This window comes from Ruegeria sp. AI2, assembly GCF_056541275.1.
In genome coordinates, this window is record NZ_JBQFYB010000008.1 from 1 (window position 1) to 24,888 (window position 24,888).

Consider the following 24,888-nt stretch of genomic DNA (forward strand, 5'->3'; position numbering starts at 1 on the left):
CAATCTCTTCGGGCTTCGGTCGCTTGTTTGCCATTCTTGGTCCTCCGTTTCCTAAACATAGCGGTGGACCAGTTCAGTTGGGGAGGCTCACTCAGCCATACGCACGGCCTTCGCCACAATTCTTCTGTCAATTTCGCATGCTTCTGTCGGCATGTTGTTTGCCTCAAATTTTGTACCATTTCTGTACCATCCTCAAAAATGTTGACGCAGTCCCAGAAGGTCGTTTGTTTCTGCGGCGAACATCACAGAAAAGCGGAGCTCTGTTGTTAAAAACTCTTTAAAGAGCAGTGCGATAGCGGTTTGGGCGCCATATATCCAAGCGCCCAACAGGTTTCCCTGAAAGAAGTAGAGGAAAGCATGAAGCGGAATCATAATCCGCGTGTCGGGGGTTCAAGTCCCTCCTCCGCTACCAATATCCCCAAAGCATCAAACCGAAACACCACTTTTGGTTTTCCTTATGATTTCAGCGCTCATCGATCCGGCGGAAGATCGAGATATGGTGCCGCGCGTGTGATGTCGAACGCGCCCTGTGCCCCGCCCGTTTTCAACTGGATGTTCAGCTGGTCGGTCCCACTGAACTGCGTGAAATAGGTGAACTCGATTATGTTCAGCGCACTCATATCGTGACACTGAATGACATAGTCCGCCTGAAACTCCGAGTGACTCTCCGCCGTCGTGGAGCCTGTGACTGCGTTCGCCTCACCACTCTGCTGTGTGATGCCATATGTCAGAACCACATGGGCGGCCACCGTAGAGCACCCAGCTCCGGGCGGGGTTACGAACAGGTTTAGCGGGTCGGAAAGTTTTGACATTGCTATGGCCACACGTGTGCGGCTGTCATCGTTTTCAACCGGGGTTTCAAACCCGACGATGTCCATGCTTGGCACCCTCAGCGCCAAGGCGAACCCGGTGTCAGAAAACACGATATCGATCTGGGCCGAACCATGGTGATGAGGCGTGGAAACCTGCGTTGCTTGCGCCGCAAGTGCCGCAGGAAACAGGAACAAGGCCAGAACCACGCGCTTCATGAACAACAAACCACCTACAAAGAATCACTTGGCTGATTTTAGCCCGAAACATGTACCGCACAATGTGATCCGCCGGGCCGAACCCCCGCCAGATATGGGGATAGTGGCAACCGAGTCAGTGGTTTCATTATCCGACAAAAAAACTCAGATTGACAATGTTGACTTTTTAACTCAGTTATTTCAACGAAAGCCGCCGCAGGAACAAACCCGCCTGATCTGACAGTTCTGAAAAGAGAGTATCGACCCCTATGACCAAGTTGTTTGCAACAGCCAGCGCTTTGACATTTGCGACAGCCACTTTTGCTTTTGCCGGTGATGTGCCGACAAAAGCGGATATTCTGGAAACCTATGCCGATATTGCCGAAGCCAAGTATGACGACAGCCTGACTGCGGCAAAGGTTTTGCGGGACGCAGTCGGTGCGCTGATTGCCGAACCCTCGGACGCGACCCTGACTGCGGCACGGGCAGCATGGGTTGCAGCGCGTGTGCCTTATCAACAGACCGAAGTTTATCGTTTTGGCAACGCAATCGTTGATGACTGGGAGGGCAAAGTAAACGGTTGGCCACTGGATGAAGGTCTGATTGATTATGTCGACGCGGCCTATGGTGGCGCGACGGATGAGAACGAATTTGCGGTTCTGAATGTCATCGCCAACCCCAGCTTCGAACTGTCGGGCGAAACCATTGACGCCAGCGAGATTACTCCGGAACTGCTGAGTGAAACCCTGCACGAAGCTGATGGTATCGAAGCCAATGTCGCGACCGGCTACCACGCTATCGAGTTCCTGCTGTGGGGTCAGGACGTGAATGGCCACGGGGCCGGTGCAGGCAACCGTCCAGCCACTGATTATGCAAACGGCGATACCTGCACTGGTGGATATTGTGACCGTCGTGCCCAGTATCTGAGCGCCGCAACCGACCTGCTGGTCAGCGATCTGACCTGGATGGCCGATCAGTGGAAACAAGGCGGCGCGGCGCGCACGGCGCTGATGGAAAATGAAACGGCGGGTGTCAGTGCGATCCTGACCGGTATGGGTTCACTGTCTTACGGTGAACAAGCGGGTGAGCGGATGCGTCTGGGCCTGATGCTGAACGACCCGGAAGAAGAACATGATTGCTTTTCGGACAACACCCACAACAGCCATTACTACGATGGACTGGGCGTTCTGAACGTCTATCTGGGCAGCTATACCCGCATCGATGGCACACCTGTATCAGGCGCATCGCTGGCCGATCTGGTAATCGCAACTGATCCGGCACTGGACGCCGAGATGAAGGCGAAACTGGCCGTCACGATGCAAGCCCTTGGCAGGATCAAATCGACCGCGGAAGCAGGGTTTGCCTATGACCAAATGCTGGAACGCGGCAACGAAGGCGGTGAAACCCTAATCATGGCCGGCGTCAACGGCCTGATCGACCAGACCAAAACAATCGAGCGCATCGTGACCACACTGGAACTGGACCAGATTGAATTTGAAGGATCAGACAGTCTGGATAACCCCGACGCGGTATTCCACTAAACAAGAACGCGTGCCGGGGGCTTGCCTGCCCCCGGTACACTCAGCACGCTAACCCGCCAGCCCTTTGAACCACACAAACCCAAGCCAACATTCATGATTGTCTGCCACTGCACCAACATCTCGGACCACGACATCCGCGCCGCCATCGACTGGATGCGGACAGCCGATCCCCAAACCATCATCACCCCCGGCAAGGTTTACCGTGCTCTTGGAAAATCGGCGGATTGCGGCGGATGCATGCCTCTGTTTCTGGACACGATGCGGTCAAGCGATAATCTCGAAGTACCCATGCAACTCCGCGCCCTGCGCGCGGCAGTATCACAGGAGAGTGCAGATGAAGGGCGATCCAAAAGTCATCGAATATCTCAACAAATCTCTGCGGCATGAACTGACTGCAGTCAGCCAATACTGGCTGCACTACCGGTTGCAGGAAGACTGGGGGCTTGGCCACATGGCCAAGAAAAGCCGCGAGGAAAGCATCGAAGAGATGGGCCACGCGGACAAGCTGATCGAACGGATCATCTTTCTGGAAGGCCACCCCAACCTTCAGAAGCTGGACCCGCTTCGGATCGGTCAAACACCAAAGGAAACGCTGGAATGTGACCTTGCGGCCGAGATCGATGCACGGGCCTTGTACAAGGAAGCGCGCGAATATTGTCGGGATGCCGGCGACTATGTCTCGATGTCGCTGTTCGAGCAGTTGATGTCCGATGAAGAGGGCCATATCGACTTTCTCGAAACGCAGCTCGACCTCTATGAAAGGATCGGCGAAGCCAATTATGCGCAACTCAACGCATCGAAAATGGACGAAGGCGAATAGCCTTGTCGCCCTGTCGGTGGTCGCCTTTGCGGCCACCCCTTCCCTGTCAGCCGAGCTACAGGACCTGCATCTGAACTTCACCCCCCGCACTGACGATGAACGCGCCCGAATTGCCGTTGTCACAGCACCGCCCCAGGATTTCAGCGCACCGCAGCAGTTTGAAGAACTGCCCGCCGGGGCTGCGACTGTTCGGGTCCGTACTGACGCGGATGCGTTCTCGCAACCGTCAGACAACCTGAGCTTTGAACAGGAGCTGAATTTCAAAGTCGGAAACGGGCTGTTCAAGAAGGTCTGGGTTTCGTCGCCCTCATCGACGCTCGCCTCTGACGGGTTGGGGCCGCTCTATAACGCGCGGTCGTGCCAGCGCTGCCACATCAAGGATGGGCGCGGACACACGCCAAACGGGCCCGATGACAACGCGGTTTCGATGTTCCTGCGGGTCTCGATCCCCGGCACGTCGGAAGATGGCTATGCAGCGATAGAAGATTACATCGCCACTCTGCCCGAGCCTACCTATGGTGGGCAGATGCAGGATTTCGCACTGGCAGGTCATCCAGCGGAATACCGGCTGGACATCTCGTACGAAGAGATCCCGGTGGAGCTTTCTGACGGTGAAACCGCCTCACTGCGCCGCCCGACTTATCAGGCAGCCGATCTGGGTTATGGCCCGCTGCACCCCGACGCGATGCTAAGCCCCCGGGTCGCGCCGCAGATGATCGGGCTTGGCCTGTTGGAAGCGATCCCGGTCGAAGACCTGCTTGCCAAGGCCGACCCTAACGATTTGGATGGGGACGGCATATCAGGTCGCCCGAATGTCGTCTGGTCGGTCGAGTTTGACACGCCGATGATGGGCCGGTTCGGTCACAAGGCGGGGATGCCGACAGTTATGGAACAATCGGCAGCTGCTTTTGCCGGGGATATCGGCATTTCGAACCCACTCTACCCTGCTCCGCACGGGGATTGCACCAATGTGCAGGTGAACTGCATCAAAGCCCCGCACGGCGACAATGATGAGCGCGGCTTTGAGATCGATCATCAGGGTATGGACCTGGTCGCTTTCTACAGCCGCAATCTGGGCGTGCCGGGTCGCCGCGACATGGACAACCCCAGGGTCCTTCGCGGGAAAGAGGTGTTCCATGCAACCGGCTGCGCGTCATGCCACACACCGTCACATGTCACTCATCGGATGGAAGACCGGCCCGAGCACAGTTTTCAGCTGATATGGCCCTACACCGACCTGTTGCTTCATGACCTGGGCGAAGGTCTGGCCGACAATCGCCCCGAGGCCCGCGCAACGGTCCGGGAATGGCGCACGCCGCCTTTGTGGGGCATTGGCCTGACCGAACGCGTCTCGGGCCACACAGAGTTTCTGCATGACGGGCGGGCGCGCACCTTGCTAGAGGCGATCCTGTGGCATGGAGGTGAAGCGCAGGCTGCCCGTGATACCGTAGTCTCGATACCCAAAGCCGACCGTGACGCCCTGATCCAATTTCTGGAGAGCCTCTGACCCATGCGAGTTCTTACCCTTGTTGCAGCGTTGATCATGCCACTTGCCGCGCAGGCACAGGATCGCGGGCCGATCCTGATGGATGTAACAGAAACCCATATCCTGCCCCGGTTCGACACGCTCCCGGAAACGACGGGCGCGCTAGTCAGCGCATCACTGGTTGAGTGCGATCCGACCTCACCGGCGCTGCGCGCGGCCTACGATGCGGCTTTCGATAGCTGGATATCCGCCAGCCACCTGCGGTTTGGTCCGACCGAGGTCGATGACCGCGCTTTCGCCATGGCGTTCTGGCCGGACACGAAAGGGTTCACCACCAAAGCCCTGTCCCAGCATATCGCAACCGAGGATGACGCCGTGCAAAGCCCGGAGGCCTATGCCGAAACGTCCATAGCAGGGCGCGGGTTCTTCGCGCTCGAACGGATGTTGTTCGATCCCAATTACGCGGAACAGGGTAGTGCCGAATATCGCTGCGCGCTGATCAGGGCGATCACGGCGGATATCGATGCCAATGCCCGGGCGATGGCGCAGGACTGGCACAGCTATGCCCCTAGCCTTACCCAACCCCAAGAGAACAGACGCTACCGGACGCAGGACGAAGCAATGCAGGAGCTGTTCAAGGCCTTGGCTACCGGTCTTGAGTTCACGGCTGACACTCGGCTGGGTCGCCCCATGGGGACATTTGACCGCCCCCGTCCGAACCGGGCCGAAGCGTGGCGGTCCGGGCGGTCTTTACGCCATGTAGAACTGTCGCTGATATCCTTGCGAGATTTAGCCGCACGGCTGTCTTTTGATCACCCCGAAATCGCGTCGGAACTGGACGCTGCGTTTGCACGTGCCATCCAGAACGCTCAATCCATTGACGATCCCTCGCTTGCCGGGGTTTCATATCCCCAGGCCCGATTCCGGATCGAGGCGCTTCAACAGTCGATCCACGATATCCGCACCATCGCCGTGACCGAGCTGGGTCCGACATTGGGGATCAGCACAGGATTCAACTCGCTGGACGGAGACTAACCCATGACGTCACGCCGTCATTTTCTTGCCGGTCTTGCCGCAGCCGCGATTTCCCCGGTCCGCGGGTGGGCCTCGGCCGGTTCGCCTGATTTTCTGGCCGCAGGGCTGTTTCCCGACGGGTCCTTTCGACTTGCCGGGTTGAGCACATTGGGGAAAATCGTGTTCTCCGTGCCTCTTCCCGGACGCGGACATGCGGCCGCAGCCCATCCGCACAAGGCCTTTGCGGTCGCGTTTGCCAGACGTCCGGGCACCTTTGCCATCGTCATCGATTGCGCAACCGGCGCGCAGATTGCGCAGCTAAAGGCCCCTGAAAGCCGACACTTCTATGGCCACGGCACATTCTCGGCGGATGGCGCGTATTTTTATGCCACCGAGAACGACTACGAAGCCGGGACAGGTATTATCAGTGTCTGGGACGCTGAAAGCTTTTCGCGTCTGGGTGAGTTGTCATCTGGCGGAATAGGCCCGCATGACATGCGCCTGATGCCCGACGGGGAAACGCTGGTGATTGCCAATGGCGGGATCGAAACCCACCCCGAAACCGGGCGCACAAAGCTGAACCTGCCGACGATGGCACCCAACCTGAGCTATCTCACCCTGTCGGGTAGGATCCAAGAGCAGGTGTCGTTACCTGACGAGCTTCACAAGAACTCGATCCGCCATCTGGCGGTGCGGAGCGACGGTCTTGTTGGCTTTGCCATGCAATGGCAGGGCAGCAAGTCCGAACACCCGCCCCTGTTGGGCCTGCATCGTCAGGGTGAAGCCCCACGCCTGCTGGCGGCACCGGATCACGAACAAAGCATGTTGCAAGGATACGCTGGCAGCGTCGCGTTTTCAGCCGACGCCGATATGATCGCAATAACCTGTCCGCGCGGCAATGCGCTGCACCAGTTCGACACAACCAGCGGCACATTCAACGGCGCCTTCGCGCTTGAGGATGTCTGCGGGCTTGGGGCCGGGGCGACCGGGTTGGTCTTTACTACGGGAACAGGCGCCTTCGGGACATTGATGGGCGCGCGCCCAACTGTTCGAACCCGCGCCGAATGCCAATGGGACAATCATCTGATCCCGATCCACCCGTCCGCGTAACATTCGGAATCCCCAATCAGATAGTTTACACTTGGAAGAATCAAACTGCTGCCGTATTGGCGGGCGCGAAACTGGCACCCTACGTTAAGGACCGACTTGATTGAAACAGACGCCCGACGCACCGCATTCCATCTACGGAGTTGAGAAATGGGGCAAAGGCCTCATCGAGGTGACCGAACAGGGCGAGATCGGTCTGCGCAATCCCATGGCCCCCGAGGCAGCGGCGATCAGCCTGCCCGGTATCCTCAGCGATCTGGACGACCGTGGCATCAAAGCACCGATGGTCCTGCGCGTCGCGTCTTATCTGGAACACGAAATTGCCCATCTGAACGAGAGCTTTCGTGATGCGATAGCGCGCGTGGGCTACACAGGCAGCTATCGCGGCGTATTCCCGATCAAGGTGAACCAGCAGGCGCAGGTTGTTGACCGGATCGTCGAGTTTGGAAAGAAATACAACTATGGGCTCGAGGCCGGCTCCAAACCCGAACTGGTGATTGCGCTGGCGCATCGCCTGGCCCCCGAAGCGCTGATCGTGTGTAACGGTGTCAAAGATGCCGAATTCATCCAACTGGCTATTCTAAGCCGCAAGATCGGGTTCAACACGGTCATCGTTTTGGAAAGCCCGAAAGAGGCCGACACGGTAATCGAAGTTTACAACGAACTGGGCATCGAGCCCCTGATCGGTGTTCGGGTGAAACTGACCAACCAGATCAGCGGCAAATGGGAAGAAAGCTCGGGCGACCGCTCGGCCTTTGGGATGAACACCGATCAGCTTATCGCCACCGTAGACAAGCTGAAAGACGCAGGGTTGCTGCACTGCCTCAAGCTGCAGCATTCACATCTGGGCAGCCAGGTTCAGGATGTCAACGATGTGCGCCGTGCTGTGGGCGAAGCCTGTCGCTATTACACCGAGCTTACGCGCGAAGGCGTGCCATTGACCCACCTGGATCTGGGTGGCGGCATGGGGGTCGATTACACCGGCGAAAAGAAAGCCGCCGAAAACTCGATCAACTACACGGTCGAAGAATACTGTGCCAATGTCGTCGAAACCGTGGCCTACGCCATGGACGAAGCAGAGGTGGACCACCCGACACTGGTCACGGAAAGTGGGCGTGCCGTGGTGGCGACGTCCTCGATGCTGGTCTTCAACGTGCTCGAAAGCACGCTTTACGATGCGCCCAATGGCCCCGAGGTTGATCCAGATGACCACCACTTGGTCTCGGACCTCGCCGCGGTGCACGGATACCTCTCTCGCGACCGCCTGCAGGAATGCTGGAACGACGCCACCTTCTATCGTAACGAGCTGCGCGCCCTGTTTCGTCGCGGCTATGTCGACCTGCGTCAGATGGCCCGGGCCGAACGGATATACCTGTCGCTGATGGCGCGGCTCAAGGCATTGGCCGCGTCAGAGGATCTGGAAACGGACCTGAATGACCAGCTTGAAAAAGTTGCGGATATCTACCACTGCAACTTCTCGCTGTTCCAATCGCTGCCAGATGTCTGGGCCATCGACCAGCTGCACCCGATCGTGCCGCTGCAAAATCTGAACCAGACCCCCGACCGTCGCGCAGTACTGTCCGACATCACCTGCGACAGCGACGGCAAGATCGACCGGTTCATTCTGGCCGACGGTGTGTCCCCCAGCCTGCCGGTGCATTCCCTGCCCGAAGAAGACGAATATTTCATGGGCGTCTTCTTCGTTGGCGCCTATCAGGAAACGCTGGGAGATCTACACAATCTCTTTGGTGACACCAACGTGGTCACCATCGACCTGCGCCCGGATGGCGGCTTTGACCTGCTGCACGAACAAGAGGGCGACACGATCAGCCAGGTTCTGTCATATGTCGAGTTCGACCCGCAGGATTGCGTCGCCGCCTTCCGCAAAATGGTGGATGAGGCGATTTCGACCGGCACCCTGAAAGCCAAGGACCGCAAAACCCTGATGAGCGCTTACCGCGACTCGATCAACGGTTACACCTATTACGAATAACCCCTGAGAGGAGATCACCCCCATGGGCACTTTGAGTGGCAAAACACTGGTTGTCGGCGCGGGCGGCGTATCCCACGCTGCCGTGCACAAGATGGCAATGAATTCGGATATCTTCACCGAAATCACACTGGCCAGCCGCACGAAATCGAAATGCGACGCGATCGCCAAGTCGGTGAAAGACCGTGTGGGCGTTGATATCGCGACCGCCGAACTGGACGCCTACAAGGTCGAAGACACCGTAAAGCTGATCAAGGAAACTGGTGCTGAAATCCTCGTGAACCTTGCCCTGCCCTATCAGGATCTGGTGCTGATGGACGCATGCCTTGAGGCCGGTATTCATTATGTGGATACGGCAAACTATGAACCCGAGGATGAGGCCAAGTTCGAATACCACTGGCAATGGGCCTATCAGGAACGGTTCAAAGCGGCCGGTTTGACCGCCATCCTTGGTTCGGGCTTCGATCCCGGTGTTACGTCCGTCTTCGCCAAATGGCTCAAGAAACACAAGCTGGACACCATCCGCCAGATCGACGTGCTTGATGCCAATGGTGGTTCGAACGATCAGGAATTTGCCACCAACTTCAACCCCGAAATCAACCTGCGCGAAGTGCTAGCCGAAGTGCGACATTGGGAAAACGGCGAATGGAAGCATTCTCCCGCCATGACCCACAAGGTCGAGTTCGATTTCCCCGCCATCGGCCCCAAAAACATGTACCTGATGTATCACGAGGAACTGGAATCGCTCTCGACCCACTTCCCCGAGATCGAGCGCGCCCGTTTCTGGATGACCTTCGGTGACGCCTATATCATGCATGCCAAGGTCTTGGAAAACGTGGGCATGACCCGCATCGACCCTGTGATGCATGACGGCAAGGAAATCATTCCGATCCAGTTCCTGAAAACCCTTTTGCCCAATCCCGGTGATCTGGGCGCGGAAACCAAGGGCAAAGCCTGCATTGGCGACATCGCCACAGGTCAGGCCAAGGATGGCTCGGGAGAGAAAACCTATTACATCTACAACATCTGCGATCATCAGGAATGCTATGCGGAAGTCGGCAGTCAGGCCGTCAGCTACACCACCGGTGTCCCCGCCATGATCGGCGCGGCGCAGGTGCTGAAAGGCAACTGGTCTAATCCCGGCGTATGGAACATGGAACAGCTTGACCCGGACGACTTCATGGACATGCTGAACGAACATGGCCTGCCATGGCAGGTCCATGAACTCGACGGCCCGGTCACCTTCTGATCCGCTTTAGCTTCATCTGGCCCTAAATATCCCGGGGGTCCGGGGGCAGCGCCCCCGGCCTCTCCACCAAACGGAGACGCCGGTTATGTCCGACATGATGACCACACAGGCCGGTGACGCCGGCGCCTTCCGCAATTTCGACCTCTCCCGTGTACCCAGCCCCTGCTTTGTGGTCGACGAAAAGGCGGTTGAACGGAACCTGAAGATCCTCGCTGATGTCGGAACCCGCTCCGGCGCGCATGTTCTCAGCGCGCTCAAGGCGTTTTCGATGTTTTCGCTGGCCCCGTTGGTGCGCCGGCACCTTGTCGGAACCTGCGCCTCGGGTATCTATGAAGCCCGGTTGGGACGCGAGAAATATGGCGGTGAGGTCGCAACCTTCTGCGCCGGGTACAAAGACGCGGATATCGACGAAATCCTGTCGCTGTCCGATCACGTCATCTTCAACTCCGCTGCCCAAAAGGACCGGTTTCTCGCCAAAGCCCAAACCGCCAAAGTGCAGGTTGGCCTGCGCATCAATCCGGAACATTCCGAAGGCGAGGTTCCGAAATACGATCCCTGCGCCCCGTGCTCGCGCCTTGGCACACCAGTCAGCCAACTGACCGCCGACACGTTGCGCGGCGTTGACGGCTTGCATATGCACACTCTCTGCGAACAGGGGTTCGAACCGCTGCAACGCACGTGGACCGCCATCGAACCGAAGATCAAACCCTACCTTGATCAGCTCAAGTGGCTGAACTTCGGCGGTGGCCACCACATCACCCGCGACGATTATGACCGCGACGGGCTGGTGGCCTTCCTCAAGGACATTCGCGAAACCTATGGCATTGATGTTTACCTCGAACCCGGCGAAGCAGTGGCACTAGACGCAGGTATTCTGATCGGTGAAATCCTCGACCTGCCGACCAACGGCATGAACCTCGCGATCACTGATATCTCGGCCACATGTCACATGCCCGACGTGATCGAGGCCCCCTATCGCCCTGCCCTGATGGATGAGGTCGAAACAGGCCATACCTATCGCCTTGGCGGCCCGTCCTGTCTGGCGGGTGACGTTATTGGCGACTACACTTGGGACAAGCCGCTGGAGATCGGACAGCGTTTTGCCTTCCTCGATCAGGCACATTACTCGATGGTCAAGACAAACACCTTCAATGGCGTCCCCCTGCCCACAATCGCCCTGTGGAACAGCGAAACGGACGAGCTGAAGATCATCCGGCAGTTCGGATATGACGACTTCAAGGACAGACTCTCATGAGCATTTTTCTCGACAGCGAATTGACCGCATCCGAACGCACCGAAGATGCCCGCTTTCGCGTGATCCCGGTGCCTTTGGAGCGCACGGTCTCTTACGGGTCCGGCACGGCCAAAGGCCCCGAAGCAATTATCGCGGCCAGTAATGAACTGGAACGCATCACCGGTCACGCGGAGCCCTGTGTCGAAGGGATTTTCACCGAAGAACCGCTAAATTGTGACGGCCCGTTGCCCGAGGTAATGGAACGCCTTGCGCAACGCACCGAGGCTGCAATTCGGGCCGGAAAGGTACCGGTCACTTTGGGCGGCGAGCATTCCCTCAGCTACGGCGCAGTGATGGGTGTGGCCCGTGCGCTAAACCAACCCATCGGCATCGTCCAGATCGACGCCCATGCCGACCTGCGCAACGCTTATCAGGGCGAAAAACACTCTCACGCCTCAGTGATGCACCTGCTTGCCGAAGAAGGCGTTCGGCTCGCCCAGTTCGGTGTTCGCGCTTTTTCAACTGAAGAGGCCCAAAGCCGACTGAGAAACCACGTCTTTCACGTGGATGCCGAGGAACTGGTGACAGGTAACATCCATTCGGTCGACCTGCCTGCAGACTTCCCCGAGCTGGTCTATGTCAGTTTCGACGTCGACGGGCTGGATCCATCGCTGATGCCCGCCACCGGAACACCGGTGCCCGGAGGGTTGGGCTATTACCAGGCACTGCGGCTGGTCGAGCACGCGCTCAAGGGGCGCAGATGCGTGGGCTTCGATGTGGTTGAGCTGGCCCCAGACGGCAATTCCGCCTGGGACTTCACCACAGCTCAGATTGTCTATCGCCTGATGGCCGCCTGTTAATCCTCGGCTGTTTCGTTCAGCTCCATATGGCCTTCGACCTTGCTCAGGATGCGGCGCAGCATGGGTTCAAAAAACTCCAGCGGTTTCGTCGGATAGTCTGGGTCAAACGCCTTCTGATCGTATTCATGGCAGAAATAGCGGCAGTCCTCCCAATGGGGGCTGTCGCGATACTTGTCGCGAGCGTTGCGGTCTCCTCCAAGGTGGTGGTTGTAGTAGTAACCCTGAAACACGCAATGGTGTTTGAGTATCCAATAGGTTTTCTCGCTGACATAGGGCTTCATCATCGCCGCTGACAGCTCTCCATGGTTGTAGGGTGACAGAATATCGCCGGTATCGTGGATCAGGGCAGCGACCACCAACTCCTCTTCCGCGCCATCCTCATAAGCCCGGGTCGCGGCCTGAAGGCTGTGCTGATACCGGTTGACCGGATAGGGTGTCCATTCCTCGTCCAGTGACCGAATGGCGTCCAGAATGCGATCCGGCAAGGCAGCATTATACGCCTCTTCATAATCCATAACGGCGTCCCAGTCGGCCTTGGTGGCATTCTCAAAACTGGTCCAGGTCGGTTTGTGGCTTTTGTCCAGCATGGCTGATCCTTTGGCGTGTTTCCCGAAGCCGACAATATTACGAGTCGCAACTTCAAAAAAATGAATTGATTTTATCACAATGATCAAAAAATACTCTCAACATGCGGACCAAAGCCTTGGAAACTTTTCTATGTGTGGCTGAAACAGGTGGTTTTCATGCCGCTGCCCGTAAGCTGAATGTGACTCAAACGGCCGTCAGCGCGCGCATTCATCTGATCGAAGAAGAAACCGGCAGACCACTATTCACCCGCGGAGCCGGTGGCACTTCGCTGACCGAGTTTGGCCAACAATTCAAACCGTATGCAGAACAAATACTATCCCTTTGGGCCTTCGCGTCGCGCGATTTACCGTTGCAGACACAAAACCGCCCGGCACTTCGGTTGGGTGGTCAGCTTAGTATCTGGGACCCTCTGCTTGTGGATCTGGCTGTTCGGTTCGAACAGCGCTTTGACAAACTGCTGCTGACACTGAATTACGACCACGATCTGAACATGGTTGAAGCTGTGGCGACCCATGTGCTGGACGTGGCGATCACGCATGAAACGCCATCAGACCGACGTGTCACCTATCACGAGCTGGAACCGGAGCTTCTAACCCTCGTCAAAACCCCGCAAACAGCAACAGCAGAAAAAGATCTAGTCTTCGTCAACCTTGAACTTGGTGAGATCTACCAGGATCACGTCAGATCGGCTGTGCGACGCGCCTCGGGGCAGACCTTGTTTCTTGGCAATTGCATGATGGCACTACGTTATGTCCTGCAAAGAGGCGGGTGCGGCTACTTCCCCGATTACGTCATTTCCCAGCATCTGGCTTCGGGGGCACTCGAACCGGTCGAAGACAGTGTAAGCCTGCCGCTGCCGATGTATCTGGTCGCCCGCGGTGATCACAAGGAATTTGACGACATTCGGTGTTGTCTGGAAGAACTTCGAGCCTGAAATCAAGCGGGTGTTGGGATGACCTCGGACCCGCGCGCACGTTTCCGTAAAAGCGGGCGACCTGCGACAAGCAGAAAGCAACACGAAATCAGCACACCCATTATGGCGGGAAGGTAAAGCAGCGCCCAAAGCCTCGGGTCATCAATCACAACTGGGGACACAAACCCGCGAACGCCTTCGAGCAGTACAAGTATGGTAAATGCGCCCAAAATCTGAGGCCACAATCCAAACCGTGAAAAGCTGCCCAGCATCAGGGTCGAATACCCCGCCAGCGACACCGCAATGCAAATAGCTATCCAGGAAAAACGCTGGTGCAATTCTTCGATCAACTTACCCTGGCTGAACCCTTCGGTTTTTGAGATCGCATCGCGGTCGAAGATCAAATCAGAGGTCGGAATGGCTTCGAGGCTGCGATCCGCCATTGGGCTTGTGTTCGTCAGCTCAGAGATGTCGTATGATGCGTCCTGAAACAGGGTCGAGGACAGAACCCTGCCCGCTTTGTTCAGGCGCAGCGCTACCCCATCGACCATCACCAGATGAATTCCCGCGTCGTTATTGACCAGATAGGCTGTCACGCTGGAATAGCTGACTGCGTTTTCCGGGTCGCGGCGATCCGATACGAACACCTCGTGCAACGTACCGTCTAGATCGATGCCACCGATGTAAACCGTAACATCTTCGGCAGGGTGCAGAAATTCACCTTCATTCAACAACTGCGCTGTCACATCTCCTGCAACTTCGGCTTGCCGGAATTCCAGTTGTTGGACCGAGGCCGGGCGCAGGAACACGCTGATGGTGGCCATCATCAAACCGGTGATCACACCGAACAAAACTACCGCACGCGCCAGTCGCCACGGGCTTGACCCGGTTGCCAGCATCACTGTCATCTCGCTTTCGCGACTCAATCTGTTGGTCGCATAAACGGCAGCCGCAAATACCGCCATCGGCATAACTGTACGAACCAGCGTCGGCAGGGTAAGCGCGGTGAATTCAAGAAACACCATAGCGGACTGGCCACCGCTGATGACCTTGTCAAACAGGCTGACGGAACGGGTGATCCAGAACACACCCACCAGGACAAGGGTGAAGAAGCCGAATAAAACCAGCAATTGCCGCAGGAAATATCCATCAAAACGCGACATGTATCCTCATCCGGCTGATTGCGTCGTGGCCGGACAATAAGTCAATCGCTCTACCAAGGAAACCTCGATTACCGCCTCAGAACTGGCATCGGCGGTAACCTAGTTATTCGGACATGGGAAGGGCGCGCTCAACCACAAGCGCGCGCCAGCCACAGGTGGGAAAAACAAAACAGCGTCATGTACCGAACGTGAGCGCCAACTCGTAACAATTGTAAGTAAAGCGGAACTCAAGTGATTGGTCTGTGACTTAGTTCACCTTTGGACCGTTCGCATGAACACTCTTGTAGACATCTGCCCCAGCAAAAAGTTAATGACACGTTAACGTCTTGTTTCCAGCCCATTCACTGTTCTACCCACATAATGAAATCTGTTGGTTTTGGTGAGTGTCCGGGGCAGGACGATTGCGAGTAACAGTATCAGTTGGCACAAGGGGTCCGATGGCAATGCATAAACCTTCGACATCAGAAGCCGCTGCACTTAATGCGCAATTACTGAAAAAGAGCGACTCGGATTACGATGTCGCTATGTGGGCCGCGTGCGCATTGATGGCGCTCCACTCAAACAAGCCGGCGGTGTTTCAAGAATATCAGCATATGTGGGCTGAAAAGCTGGATGCCGTAGGTCCGCACGAAAATACAGGTGCCAACAAAAGATAATAACAGGGCACGATGGCCTCGCACCATTGTAGCAGTGTTGCCGAAGCCAATTCTGCGACCAGTAATGACCCAAGCGCGAAATGGCTGAAGACAGGCAAAGCGAACTCAAAGGATGAAACCCATTCACCCTTGGATATCACAACTTAGTATTCGGACGATTTCAATGGCAGGGGCAGCAGGGTTCGAACCCGCGACCTACGGTTTTGGAGACCGTCGCTCTACCAACTGAGCTATACCCCTGTAGTGAGCCCCAGATATGCCAGCCGCGCGGCGGACTCAAGAGGCTTTTTCAGATTCCGAGCCACGAAATGCCCGGACAAACAAGTTGCGCAAACCGCGTGGTGCGCTAAGACAAGGACCGGTTAGCAGAAGGAACCCGGCGTGAACCTCCGAAAGAAGATTGTAGACAGCGAAGCTGTGCTAAACTGGGTGGCGCGTCGGGTTGCAAACTATATTCGGCTGGTACACCGCAACACACGCTGGCAGCGCATCGGTTATGAAAAGCTGGACCAGTTGGCCGAACAGGGCGAGCCGGTCATCGTTGTTCTCTGGCATCAACGGCTGGCGCAGTCGCCCTATTTCTTCCCACTGGACAAGGGGCGCATCTGTTCGATTACATCGTCTGCGCGGGCTGGCAGCATGGTGGGTCGCGTGCAAAAGCTGTTCGGAATGGACACGATTGCCATGTCCAGTCATCAGCGCCACGTGGCGTTATCACGCGAAGTGCTTGGCAAAATGAAACAGGGAATATCCATTGGCATAGCGGCGGACGGACCCCGTGGACCAGAGCGGGTTTTGTCAACGGTTCCGCTGGTTTGGGCGCGCACATCAGGCAAACGTGTGTTTGGTATTACCTTTTCGGCGAAACATGGGCGCGAAGCGGGAACATGGGATCATCTTCTAATGCCCCGCCCATGGGGGAACGAGGGCGTGTTTCTGTGCCGGGAATGGACAGAAACAGTTCCGCGCAAAGCCAGTGAAGACGAAATCGAAACCCTGCGCCAGAGCCTTGAGCAGCATATGAACGATATCACGGCCGAGGCAGACCGATTGGTCGGGCGCGAACCTTGGTCGCCTGACGCTTAACCGCCCCTCAGCCTTTGCATCAGATAGACTTCACTGCCTTCGGGAATCGGTTCGGTCAGCCCGGTCGCAATCACGCGCCCGTCGACAGCGATAGACACGCCAGCGTCGATTGGCGCCTGAAGCTGCGGATGCGCACGCACGAGCGCGCGCAGCAACTCGCCAGTGGTTTTGGCCTCGACCTCAACCACCTGCTGGCCCCCGGTCAGTGACCGGAGGCCGGACCAGAGGTGAACCTCAACCATTGTCCTTGAGAGCGGCCAAAATGCGTGGCGGCGACATCGGCAACCGCTTCATGCGCACGCCAGCCGCGTTGGACACAGCGTTGGCAATGGCGGCCAGTGGCGGCACGATACCCGTTTCGCCCACACCGCGAACGCCAAACGGATGGCCCGGATTCGGAACCTCGACGATTACGGTGTCGATCATCGGCAGGTCACTGGCAACCGGGATGCGGTAGTCGAGAAAGATCGAATTCTGCAAGCGACCGTCTTCGCCGTAGATATATTCCTCGTTCAGGGCCCAGCCGATACCTTGCGCGGCACCGCCCTGATACTGGCCTTCGACATAGGTCGGATGGATCGCCTTGCCCGCGTCCTGAATGACCGTGTAGCGGGTCACACTGGTCTTACCGGTTTCCGGGTCAACCTCGGCATCGACGATATGGGTGCCAAAAGACACGCCGGCACCTTCGGGGGTTGCCTCGAAATGGCCCGAGATCGGACCACCGGTGCGGCCCATATCAGCGGTGATATCGGCCAGCGGCATCGGATCGAAATCACCTGCATTCGGGCCTGAGGGCACCGCACAGCCGTTTTCCCATTTCACCGCATCAACCGGAATGCCCCATTTGGCCGCGGCCCGTTCGCACAGTTTCTCAACCGCATGTCTCGCAGCTTTGATCGTCGCCAGCCCTGACGCGTAGGTCACGCGAGAGCCATGGCTTACGTCATTGTAGCCCAGCGTGGCCGTATCGGCGATGGTCACCCGGATGTTTTCATACGGAATGCCCAGAACCTCGGCCGCCATCAGGGCCATTGACGCGCGCGAGCCACCGATATCAGGCGTTCCGACCATCACCTGAGCCGAGCCATCCTCGGACAAGGCAAGCGAAACGCTGGTCTCGCCACCATGGTTAAACCAGAAGCCACAGGAAATACCGCGCCCCTGCCCCGGCTTCAGCGGAGCCGAATAATGAGGATGTGCCTTGGCTGCTTCCAACGTTTCGACAAGACCGATGCGCTCGTAGGTAGGTCCATAGCTGGCTTTCGTGCCCTCATGCGCGGCGTTCTTCAGACGTACCTCAACGGGGTCGAGTCCCAGCTTGTTGCACAACTCATCGATCACCGACTCGACCGCAAAGGCACCCATTGGTGCACCCGGCGCGCGATACGCTGCCTGCTTTGGGCGGTTGGACATAACGTCATAGCCGATCTGCTTGACGTTGGTCAGGTTGTACGGCGCAAAGGCACACATGGCTGTCATGTCGCCCGGCGCACCGGGAAAGGCCCCGCCCTGCAAGCGGAAAACACCCTGGGCCGCCGAGATCGTGCCGTCTTTCTTCATGCCGATCTTGACGTCCATCGAGGCAGACGAAGTCGGACCAGTGGCCCGGAACACCTCGGACCGGGTCATCACAAGCTTGACCGGGCGATTAGCCTTACGGCTGAGCGCTAGTGCGACGGGTTCGATGAAAACGGTTGTCTTACCGCCAAACCCTCCGCCAATCTCAGACGCAGTGACGCGCAACTGCGAAGTTTCAATTCCCAGAAGCGCGGCACAGGTTTTCTGCGCAATCCAATGCCCTTGTGTCGTGCACCATAACTCACCCTTGCCGTCATTACCCAATATGGCCAGACAGGCGTGTGGTTCGATATAACCCTGATGCGTCGCTTCGGTGACGAAACTGTCTTCAATGACCAGATCCGCTTCGGCAAATCCGGCCTCGACATCGCCGTGACCACTTTCATGATAGCGGACAACATTCGGGTGCATTCCTTCCGGCACGGAATAATCCGCTGCCCCTTCGCGGATCACAGGCGCATCCGGTGCCATCGCCTTATCCACATCGGTGACGTGGGGCAGAACTTCGTACTCGACCTCGATCAGCTTGAGCGCGTCACGCGCCGCCAATGCCGAAGTCGCAGCGACCGCTGCAACCGCGTGCCCGTCATATAGCGCTTTCTCACCGGCCATAACGTTTTCCAGAACGTTGTAGAATTCACCTTCCAGACCGGGCTTGAACGGCACTTCAGCAAAGTCGGCGCGCGTCACAACAGCTTTGACATCCTTGTGCGCCTCGGCTTTCGACGCGTCGATCTTCACGATCCGCGCATGCGCATGAGGTGAGCGCAGGATCGCGCCATGCAGCATTCCCGGGGCGTAGGCATCCGCTCCGAATTTGGCGCGGCCGGTCACCTTGTCCAGACCGTCGGGACGGTTGGGGCGGGTGCCGACAAAAGTGAAGTCTGGTTTACGATCGTCCAGAGCCATTACGACGCCTCCCGCATCTCAGCCGCCGTATCCATCACGGCGCGAATGATCTTGTCATATCCAGTACAACGGCAGAGGTTGCCTGCCAGCCAATACCGCGTCTCTTCCTCGGTCGGGTTCGGGTTTTTCTCCAGCAACGACTTGGCCGCCACCAGAATGCCCGGCGTGCAGATGCCGCATTGCAGGGCGGCGTATTCGATCATCTTCTTTTGCAGCGGGTGCAGAATATCACCGTCGGCGATGCCTTCGACGGTTTCGATCTGCTTACCTTCAGCCTCGACACCCAGCATCAGACATGAACAGACCAGACGGCCATCAACGGTGACCGAGCACGCGCCGCAATCGCCGGTGCCACAGCCCTCTTTCGCGCCTGTCAGGTTCAGCTTGTCGCGCAGACAATCCAGCAGAGTTTCACGCGGATCACACAGGTATTCGACCGCATCGCCATTCACGGTGGTGGTTACGTGGAGCTTTTTCATGCGTTTTCTCCCTTCGCGCGGGCATAGGCAATTTTTGCAGCGCGCTTTGCCAGAACGCCTGCGACCTCGGTACGGAACGCGATCGTGCCGCGCTTGTCGTCAATCGGGTTACAAGCGGCAGAGGCGGCGGCGGCCAGCGCACCCAGGGCCGCATCATCCAGCGCGCTCCCGATAATGGCCTTGGCACAGTCTTCGACCAGCAGAACGGTCGGGGCCACGGCGCCCAGTGATACACGGGCCTCAGTGATGGTGTCGCCGTCAAGACGCAGGTTCACACCAACGCCAACCACAGCGATGTCCATTTCGGTGCGGGGGATGAACCGCAGATAGGCATCGCCGCCGTTTTCGCCACGTGCCGGGATATTGACCGCCGAGATCAGCTCGCCTTTGGCCAGCGAGGTTTTACCGGGGCCGGTCGGAATATCCTCGACCGCGACTTCGCGAGTGCCGTCCGGGCCGGTCACGGTAACAGTCACACCAGCTGCGACCATGGCGGGCACGGAATCAGCCGCAGGTGAGCCGTTACACAGGTTACCGGTCGGTGTTGCGCGCCCCTGCACCTGGGTTGATCCGATCAGGTCCATCGCCTCGACCACACCGGGCCAGTCACGACCCAACTCGGGATGCTCGCTCATTTCGGCACCGGTTGCGGCAATTCCCAATGTCCAGCTTCCATCAGCATTACGGGTAATGTCGTGTACACCGTTGATTTTCTTGATGTCGATCAGCGTATCGGGCGTCACCAACTCCGAGCGCAGCTGCACCAAAACGTCGGTGCCGCCCGCCAGAAAGCGCGTGATGCCCGTCGCATTTGCGGCCAGAGCCGAAGCCTCGGCAAAGCTGGCGGGGCTGTGATAATCCATAATGCTACCTCGCACCTGTTGGTCAGGGATATCTGGGTTCGGGGCGACGTTAATTCACCACCCACCTGACGTCCATGGGCCGAGCGACCAAATTTAACCGTCCAAAGGTCGCTTTCTGACCATGCTTACAGATCGAGCTCGATCACACCATCCGGCTCCGCAGCGCGGCTTTGGCACAGAATCATCGCCCCTTGGCGCTGCTTTTTGGACAGTACGAAATCCCGATGCTCGACCTCGCCCGAAAGGACACCGCATTTGCACACACCACAGATACCATCGGCGCATTTCACATCCACGCGAAAACCCGCCTCGTTCAGAACCTGAGCGGCATCCTTGTCTGCGGGCACAGGCAACGTTTTACCTGAACGCGCGAGTTTCAGGGTAAATGGGTGGTTTTCGTTGTCCGGGGTTTCCGGGACCGAGAAATATTCAAGATGTCGGGCCTCTTCGGGGAAACCCTGATGTTCCGCGGCCTGCATGACCCCTTCCATGTACCGATCAGGCCCGCATGTATAGACGTGCCATCCCTGCTGATACCCCGACAGGATCGCATCCAGATCAGCGCGCGTGCCTTCATCCGAGAAATGGTAGTGAACGCGGTTCGCCCAGGGCATCCCCGCCAGATCATCCAGATACCCCGCACCGCCCCGCGTGCTGGCCGAGTAGTGCAACTCGAAATCCATGCCCGTTGCGTGCAGGCGATGAGCAAATGCGATCATCGGAGTGATTCCGATACCTCCCCCCATCAAAAAGGTTTTGGACGCCCCTTCGTTCAGTTCGAAATGGTTGATGGGTTTCGAGATGAAAACCTTGCGCCCTTCGTTGAAAATTCGGTGCAGCAAGGCCGAGCCACCCCGCCCTTCATCCTCGCGCAGAACACCGATCTGATAAGACCCCCGTTCCGACGGGTCGCCAGACATGGAGTATTGGCGCAGGAACTCTGGCGCGACAAGCACATCCAGATGCGCACCTGCGGACCATTCAGGAAGCGGCGCACCGTCTAGGGAGGAAAACTCATACTTGGTGACATCCGAGGTCATCTTGTCGACCTTGGTCACAGCGACCCGCATCACCGGCGCGTCACCTGCGACCTGATAACGATGAATGATCGACATATCCCCCGCAGCTTTACGCGCCTTGTACTCTTCGGCTGTCACCAAGGCCTCATAGGCGGCAATTCCTGCCTCGCGATCCATTGCAAACGGATAGGGCCAGGGGTGCGGGGCCAGATAGGCCGGGTAGACCGCCAATGTCTGATCTTCGTATCTAAGGTACAGATCCTTTTGCAGATCGCGCCGGTTCAAAGGGTGTGTTGTTGGCCGATACGCCCCGTCGGGCTGCAACTCGATATCCCACCACCATTTCTTGGTGTCGTTCAAACCGCCATTGCCAACCGCATCATCCAGCTTGGCCAATGCAGGCGCCGCCGAGGGGATGTTCATCGCGGCCCAGCGGAACGGGCGCTCCTTGAAGATACCCTCAAGGTTCCAGGGGCAGGTCTTCATGCACCGCCCGCACATCGCGCCTCCCAGAGTGGTCACGCGGTAGGTCGCGCATTTCTGGCTGTCGGATTTCCAGATTTCATAGCCGTTGAACATCAGCTTTGGCCCAGCCGTGATCGCGCCCGATGGGCATTCGCGCGCGCATTTGTTGCAAGACTCGCAAAAGCTTTGCAGACCGAAATCGATGGGCCTGTCATGCACGATCGGCATATCCGTGGTCACCACGCCTGATTTCAGTCGCGGCCCAAGATAGGGGTTCAGGATCACTTCGCCGATCCGGCTGACTTCGCCCAGACCGGACAGCAACAAAAGCGGAGGTTGCAGAACTTCGCCATCCATCACCGTATGCGCCTTGGCCTTGTAGCCAAGATTGCGGATCTGCTGTGCAATCACGCCACCCAGCAGGGAAAATCGCAGATAGGCGCGCATCGATTGGGCGACGCTGATCCAGTCGTCGCCGCTGGCACCCTCCATCGTTTCATAACCCTGATCGATAATCATGCTGACGGCCTGATCATGGGGCGGCACGATTTCTTCGCCCGTCGCGTCATGGGAATACCAGGCCCATTCCGGGCAGCGGCTGAGACCCACCGCATCGACCCCCAGAAAATAGGTCGCAGCCTTGATGTTTGCTGCGTTGCGTTGTGCGTCAGACGGCTTGGGCGCGTCAGCGCTTTCACCGTCCTGCAACAGTACAAACGCACCCAAAGCACGGCGTTGGGCAAAACTCGGCGCTGCCTTGCGGACATAATACCCGCCTTTGGCCGCATCCTGTAGCGACTTGCCCATATCTCCGAACTGCGCCCGGGCAAACATATCTGCACGCTTGGGCACACGAGCGACATTCTCGTCGTCAATAAAGGTCGTTGGTGTCTCGACCCGTTTGAGTTTCTCAAACGGATGTGCCCCGTCCACATAGCGCCGTTTGGCATATGGGTCACGGTTGAGGGCGTTCTTGGCAAAGCCCGTTCCCAACCACCATGCCGGCCCCTGCGTCCGGAACCAGGGCTGATCGGCCATAGGCTTCAGCGGTTTGTCATGGGCGATCGGCATGTCAGTCGTCACAGCGGCCAAACTAAAGCGCTTGCCCAGCCAGGGCACGACAACCTCTCCATCCTCGACCGAAGCCAACCCGGCGGCGACCGCCAGCTTGCCCAAATCAACGTCGGTCGACATCATGCTGTGCGCCCGTGCGTCAAAGCCCAAAAGGCGAATGTAATTGGCAATGACCACCGCATTCTCGGTCGCCAGCAGACAGGCGCGATGGTCCTGCGCGTCGACTATCCAATCAGCGCCGGGTTCGGACGGGTCGGGATCGCGGTTGTGTTCATAAAGAAAGACAATGCTGTGCCGATGGCTGTCGATCGGCTTGGGCGCGGCCTCCATACTGTCTTTCAGATCAGCCATGATGACGTCGATCCCGGATGCCAGCGTTTTGGTCTGACGGGTGCGCAACGCGTGGGCAAGCCGGTCAATATCGGGATTGCGGCGGGCCTCAAGCAACAGGGCGTCAGATGGCAGTGGACCGCACCCCATCATCGACGCATCGTTGAAGTAGCCGAACGCTTTTATGTGGTTGGCCCGTTCCTGCGGGTCCGATGGAATCTCGGACGCAACCGGGTTCACCATTCCGTCGCGGATGGCGTCCATCATCGCCTGAAACTCACCCATCGCATTGACGATGCTGTCAGGGTGTTCCGGTCGGTGGAAATTCAGCTCGGCCAAAGCGGGCACAAGCGACAGATCCGGCATGTCATCTTGCCGGGCCAAACGCTCCAGCGGGTAGCCGCCCATATGAACGGGCCGGTTTCTGTCCGAGAATAAACGGATCCCCATCGAATATCTCCTGTTGATGCCCGTCCCGTACCCCGCCATGGACAGCAAAACCATTCATGATTAATCATAAATGGTATGAGCAAATTCGATTTCATTGACCTCGACGGCAAGGTTCTACGCACTTTTTTGACGATACTCGAGGAAAACTCGGTCTCGAAAGCCGCAGATCGGCTGGGGGTTACGCAATCTGCGATCAGTCATACTCTGGCCAAACTGCGGCAGGTCCTGGGCGACCCGCTGTTTGTTCGCTCAGGTCAGGGTCTGACGCCAACCGAACGCGCCCTGTCCCTGAAAGAGCCTGCGCAAAAGGTACTGGACGGGATGCGCACGCTGACCGACGGCCGGCCGTTCGATCCTTTGTCGGAACAGATCAACATCCGCATCGCCACCAATGACATGCCACGAGAGCTGATCTTTCCACGGTTGCTGCGTGACACACGCGCCGAAGGCGCGCGCCTGCGGTTGGAATTCATCCCCTCGGGCGTGCCCGACCCCGAATTGTTGCGCAGCGACCGGTGCCAGTTGATGCTGACCCCGCTGCCGCCCGACGGACCGGATATTTTCCAGAAAAGACTGATCGAAAGCCCGATGATGGTGTTCTACGACGCAGCGCAACGCCGACCACCGGGCAACTGGCAGGACTATTGCAACAGCGACCATGTCGAAGTGCGGTTTGCCGATGGCCGAAACGCCCGTGCCGTCATGCGCGGCGTTGATCAAAGCCAGATCAATCCTGCGGTTGTGACCCTGCCGCATTTCAACGCGATCCCGGCCTTTGTGCAGGGCAGCGACCTGATCTCGACAGATACGGCACTGATGAAACAGGGTCCGTTGGCCGCGCTGGATTGCGCACCTTTACCCTTCGCCTGTCCCCCTGTGTCCATCTATATGGTCTGGCATCAAAGATCGGCCAATGACCCCGCCCACCGCTGGTTACGCGGCCGGATAGAAGCCATCGCAGCGTCCCTTCAGACCTGAGACAGCCGTCAGCTGCGCATAACAAA

General features: G+C 57.8%; 24 protein-coding genes and 2 tRNA genes. 16 read left to right on the forward strand and 10 right to left on the reverse strand.

Annotation, left to right across the window (positions count from 1 at the left end):
• Window positions 1-192: 192 nt before the first annotated feature.
• Window positions 193-372 (reverse strand): hypothetical protein, encoded by a 180-nt coding sequence (locus tag ACR0LL_RS14055; RefSeq protein WP_480587758.1) that lies wholly within the window; start codon window positions 370-372, stop codon window positions 193-195.
• On the opposite strand from ACR0LL_RS14055, the gene ACR0LL_RS14060 reads away from it, so the two are divergent.
• Window positions 340-412: transfer RNA gene (locus ACR0LL_RS14060), tRNA-Leu, on the forward strand. The genes ACR0LL_RS14055 and ACR0LL_RS14060 overlap by 33 nt on opposite strands.
• Window positions 413-470: 58 nt before the next feature.
• Here the strand turns inward: ACR0LL_RS14060 and ACR0LL_RS14065 are convergent.
• Complete coding sequence (locus ACR0LL_RS14065; RefSeq protein WP_480587760.1) at window positions 471-1,028, reverse strand: ZrgA family zinc uptake protein; 558 nt, start codon at window positions 1,026-1,028, stop codon at window positions 471-473.
• Here ACR0LL_RS14065 and ACR0LL_RS14070 point away from each other — a divergent pair.
• From ACR0LL_RS14070 to speB, 11 genes are all read left to right on the forward strand, one after another.
• Window positions 1,027-1,248: a hypothetical protein gene (locus ACR0LL_RS14070; RefSeq protein ID WP_480587763.1), complete on the forward strand. Its 222-nt coding sequence runs from the start codon at window positions 1,027-1,029 to the stop codon at window positions 1,246-1,248. The genes ACR0LL_RS14065 and ACR0LL_RS14070 overlap by 2 nt on opposite strands.
• Window positions 1,249-1,276: 28 nt before the next feature.
• On the forward strand, window positions 1,277-2,548 hold the full coding sequence (locus ACR0LL_RS14075; RefSeq protein ID WP_480587766.1) for an imelysin family protein: 1,272 nt from the start codon (window positions 1,277-1,279) through the stop codon (window positions 2,546-2,548).
• Window positions 2,549-2,641: 93 nt separating this feature from the next.
• Entirely contained in the window at window positions 2,642-2,935 is a 294-nt protein-coding gene (locus tag ACR0LL_RS14080) for a (2Fe-2S)-binding protein (RefSeq protein WP_480482354.1), read from the forward strand.
• A complete protein-coding gene (bfr, locus tag ACR0LL_RS14085; protein WP_267365109.1) occupies window positions 2,883-3,368 on the forward strand; it encodes a bacterioferritin in 486 nt (161 codons plus the stop codon). The genes ACR0LL_RS14080 and bfr overlap by 53 nt, the downstream gene beginning before the upstream one ends.
• Window positions 3,328-4,875: a di-heme oxidoreductase family protein gene (locus tag ACR0LL_RS14090; RefSeq protein WP_480587768.1), complete on the forward strand. Its 1,548-nt coding sequence runs from the start codon at window positions 3,328-3,330 to the stop codon at window positions 4,873-4,875. Before bfr ends, ACR0LL_RS14090 begins: the two co-directional genes overlap by 41 nt.
• Before the next feature lie 3 nt (window positions 4,876-4,878).
• Window positions 4,879-5,889: an imelysin family protein gene (locus tag ACR0LL_RS14095; protein WP_480587771.1), complete on the forward strand. Its 1,011-nt coding sequence runs from the start codon at window positions 4,879-4,881 to the stop codon at window positions 5,887-5,889.
• 3 nt (window positions 5,890-5,892) lie between these two features.
• A complete protein-coding gene (locus tag ACR0LL_RS14100) occupies window positions 5,893-6,978 on the forward strand; it encodes a DUF1513 domain-containing protein (protein ID WP_480587773.1) in 1,086 nt (361 codons plus the stop codon).
• A gap of 100 nt (window positions 6,979-7,078) precedes the next feature.
• The gene (speA, locus tag ACR0LL_RS14105; protein WP_480587776.1) at window positions 7,079-8,968 is read left to right on the forward strand and encodes a biosynthetic arginine decarboxylase; all 1,890 of its coding nucleotides are present in this window, start codon (window positions 7,079-7,081) and stop codon (window positions 8,966-8,968) included.
• Window positions 8,969-8,990: 22 nt separating this feature from the next.
• Window positions 8,991-10,214 carry a saccharopine dehydrogenase family protein gene (locus ACR0LL_RS14110; protein WP_480587779.1) on the forward strand — a complete coding sequence of 408 codons (1,224 nt, stop codon included), beginning with the start codon at window positions 8,991-8,993 and terminating at the stop codon, window positions 10,212-10,214.
• An 85-nt stretch (window positions 10,215-10,299) separates the two neighbouring features.
• Window positions 10,300-11,469 carry a carboxynorspermidine decarboxylase gene (gene nspC, locus ACR0LL_RS14115; RefSeq protein ID WP_480587781.1) on the forward strand — a complete coding sequence of 390 codons (1,170 nt, stop codon included), beginning with the start codon at window positions 10,300-10,302 and terminating at the stop codon, window positions 11,467-11,469.
• Window positions 11,466-12,308, forward strand: a complete 843-nt coding sequence (gene speB, locus ACR0LL_RS14120; RefSeq protein ID WP_480587783.1) for an agmatinase — start codon at window positions 11,466-11,468, stop codon at window positions 12,306-12,308. Before nspC ends, speB begins: the two co-directional genes overlap by 4 nt.
• Here the strand turns inward: speB and ACR0LL_RS14125 are convergent.
• The gene (locus ACR0LL_RS14125) at window positions 12,305-12,895 is read right to left on the reverse strand and encodes an HD domain-containing protein (protein WP_480587785.1); all 591 of its coding nucleotides are present in this window, start codon (window positions 12,893-12,895) and stop codon (window positions 12,305-12,307) included. The two genes, speB and ACR0LL_RS14125, sit on opposite strands and share 4 nt — an antisense overlap.
• Window positions 12,896-12,996: 101 nt before the next feature.
• Here ACR0LL_RS14125 and ACR0LL_RS14130 point away from each other — a divergent pair, with 101 nt between their 5' ends.
• Window positions 12,997-13,830, forward strand: a complete 834-nt coding sequence (locus tag ACR0LL_RS14130) for a LysR family transcriptional regulator (RefSeq protein ID WP_480587787.1) — start codon at window positions 12,997-12,999, stop codon at window positions 13,828-13,830.
• A 2-nt stretch (window positions 13,831-13,832) separates the two neighbouring features.
• Here ACR0LL_RS14130 and lptF read toward each other — a convergent pair whose 3' ends face one another.
• Window positions 13,833-14,972: an LPS export ABC transporter permease LptF gene (gene lptF, locus ACR0LL_RS14135; RefSeq protein WP_480587790.1), complete on the reverse strand. Its 1,140-nt coding sequence runs from the start codon at window positions 14,970-14,972 to the stop codon at window positions 13,833-13,835.
• Between the two features lie 437 nt (window positions 14,973-15,409).
• Here lptF and ACR0LL_RS14140 point away from each other — a divergent pair, with 437 nt between their 5' ends.
• A complete protein-coding gene (locus ACR0LL_RS14140) occupies window positions 15,410-15,628 on the forward strand; it encodes a hypothetical protein (protein ID WP_480587793.1) in 219 nt (72 codons plus the stop codon).
• A gap of 164 nt (window positions 15,629-15,792) precedes the next feature.
• On the opposite strand, the gene ACR0LL_RS14145 is transcribed toward ACR0LL_RS14140, so the two are convergent.
• Window positions 15,793-15,868 (reverse strand) — tRNA-Trp (locus tag ACR0LL_RS14145).
• Window positions 15,869-16,009: 141 nt separating this feature from the next.
• Here ACR0LL_RS14145 and ACR0LL_RS14150 point away from each other — a divergent pair.
• The gene (locus ACR0LL_RS14150; RefSeq protein WP_480587796.1) at window positions 16,010-16,714 is read left to right on the forward strand and encodes a lysophospholipid acyltransferase family protein; all 705 of its coding nucleotides are present in this window, start codon (window positions 16,010-16,012) and stop codon (window positions 16,712-16,714) included.
• Here the strand turns inward: ACR0LL_RS14150 and ACR0LL_RS14155 are convergent.
• From ACR0LL_RS14155 to ACR0LL_RS14175, 5 genes are all read right to left on the reverse strand, one after another.
• Window positions 16,711-16,956 (reverse strand): MoaD/ThiS family protein, encoded by a 246-nt coding sequence (locus tag ACR0LL_RS14155; RefSeq protein WP_170346142.1) that lies wholly within the window; start codon window positions 16,954-16,956, stop codon window positions 16,711-16,713. The two genes, ACR0LL_RS14150 and ACR0LL_RS14155, sit on opposite strands and share 4 nt — an antisense overlap.
• Window positions 16,949-19,204, reverse strand: a complete 2,256-nt coding sequence (locus ACR0LL_RS14160) for a xanthine dehydrogenase family protein molybdopterin-binding subunit (protein ID WP_480587799.1) — start codon at window positions 19,202-19,204, stop codon at window positions 16,949-16,951. The genes ACR0LL_RS14155 and ACR0LL_RS14160 overlap by 8 nt, the downstream gene beginning before the upstream one ends.
• Window positions 19,204-19,683 (reverse strand): (2Fe-2S)-binding protein, encoded by a 480-nt coding sequence (locus ACR0LL_RS14165; RefSeq protein ID WP_209597982.1) that lies wholly within the window; start codon window positions 19,681-19,683, stop codon window positions 19,204-19,206. The genes ACR0LL_RS14160 and ACR0LL_RS14165 overlap by 1 nt, the downstream gene beginning before the upstream one ends.
• Entirely contained in the window at window positions 19,680-20,546 is an 867-nt protein-coding gene (locus tag ACR0LL_RS14170; protein ID WP_480587802.1) for an FAD binding domain-containing protein, read from the reverse strand. The genes ACR0LL_RS14165 and ACR0LL_RS14170 overlap by 4 nt, the downstream gene beginning before the upstream one ends.
• Window positions 20,547-20,671: 125 nt before the next feature.
• Entirely contained in the window at window positions 20,672-23,884 is a 3,213-nt protein-coding gene (locus ACR0LL_RS14175; RefSeq protein WP_480587805.1) for a reductive dehalogenase, read from the reverse strand.
• Between the two features lie 75 nt (window positions 23,885-23,959).
• On the opposite strand from ACR0LL_RS14175, the gene ACR0LL_RS14180 reads away from it, so the two are divergent.
• Window positions 23,960-24,862, forward strand: coding sequence for a LysR family transcriptional regulator (locus tag ACR0LL_RS14180; RefSeq protein ID WP_480587808.1), 903 nt, complete (start codon window positions 23,960-23,962; stop codon window positions 24,860-24,862).
• Window positions 24,863-24,888 lie beyond the last annotated feature (26 nt).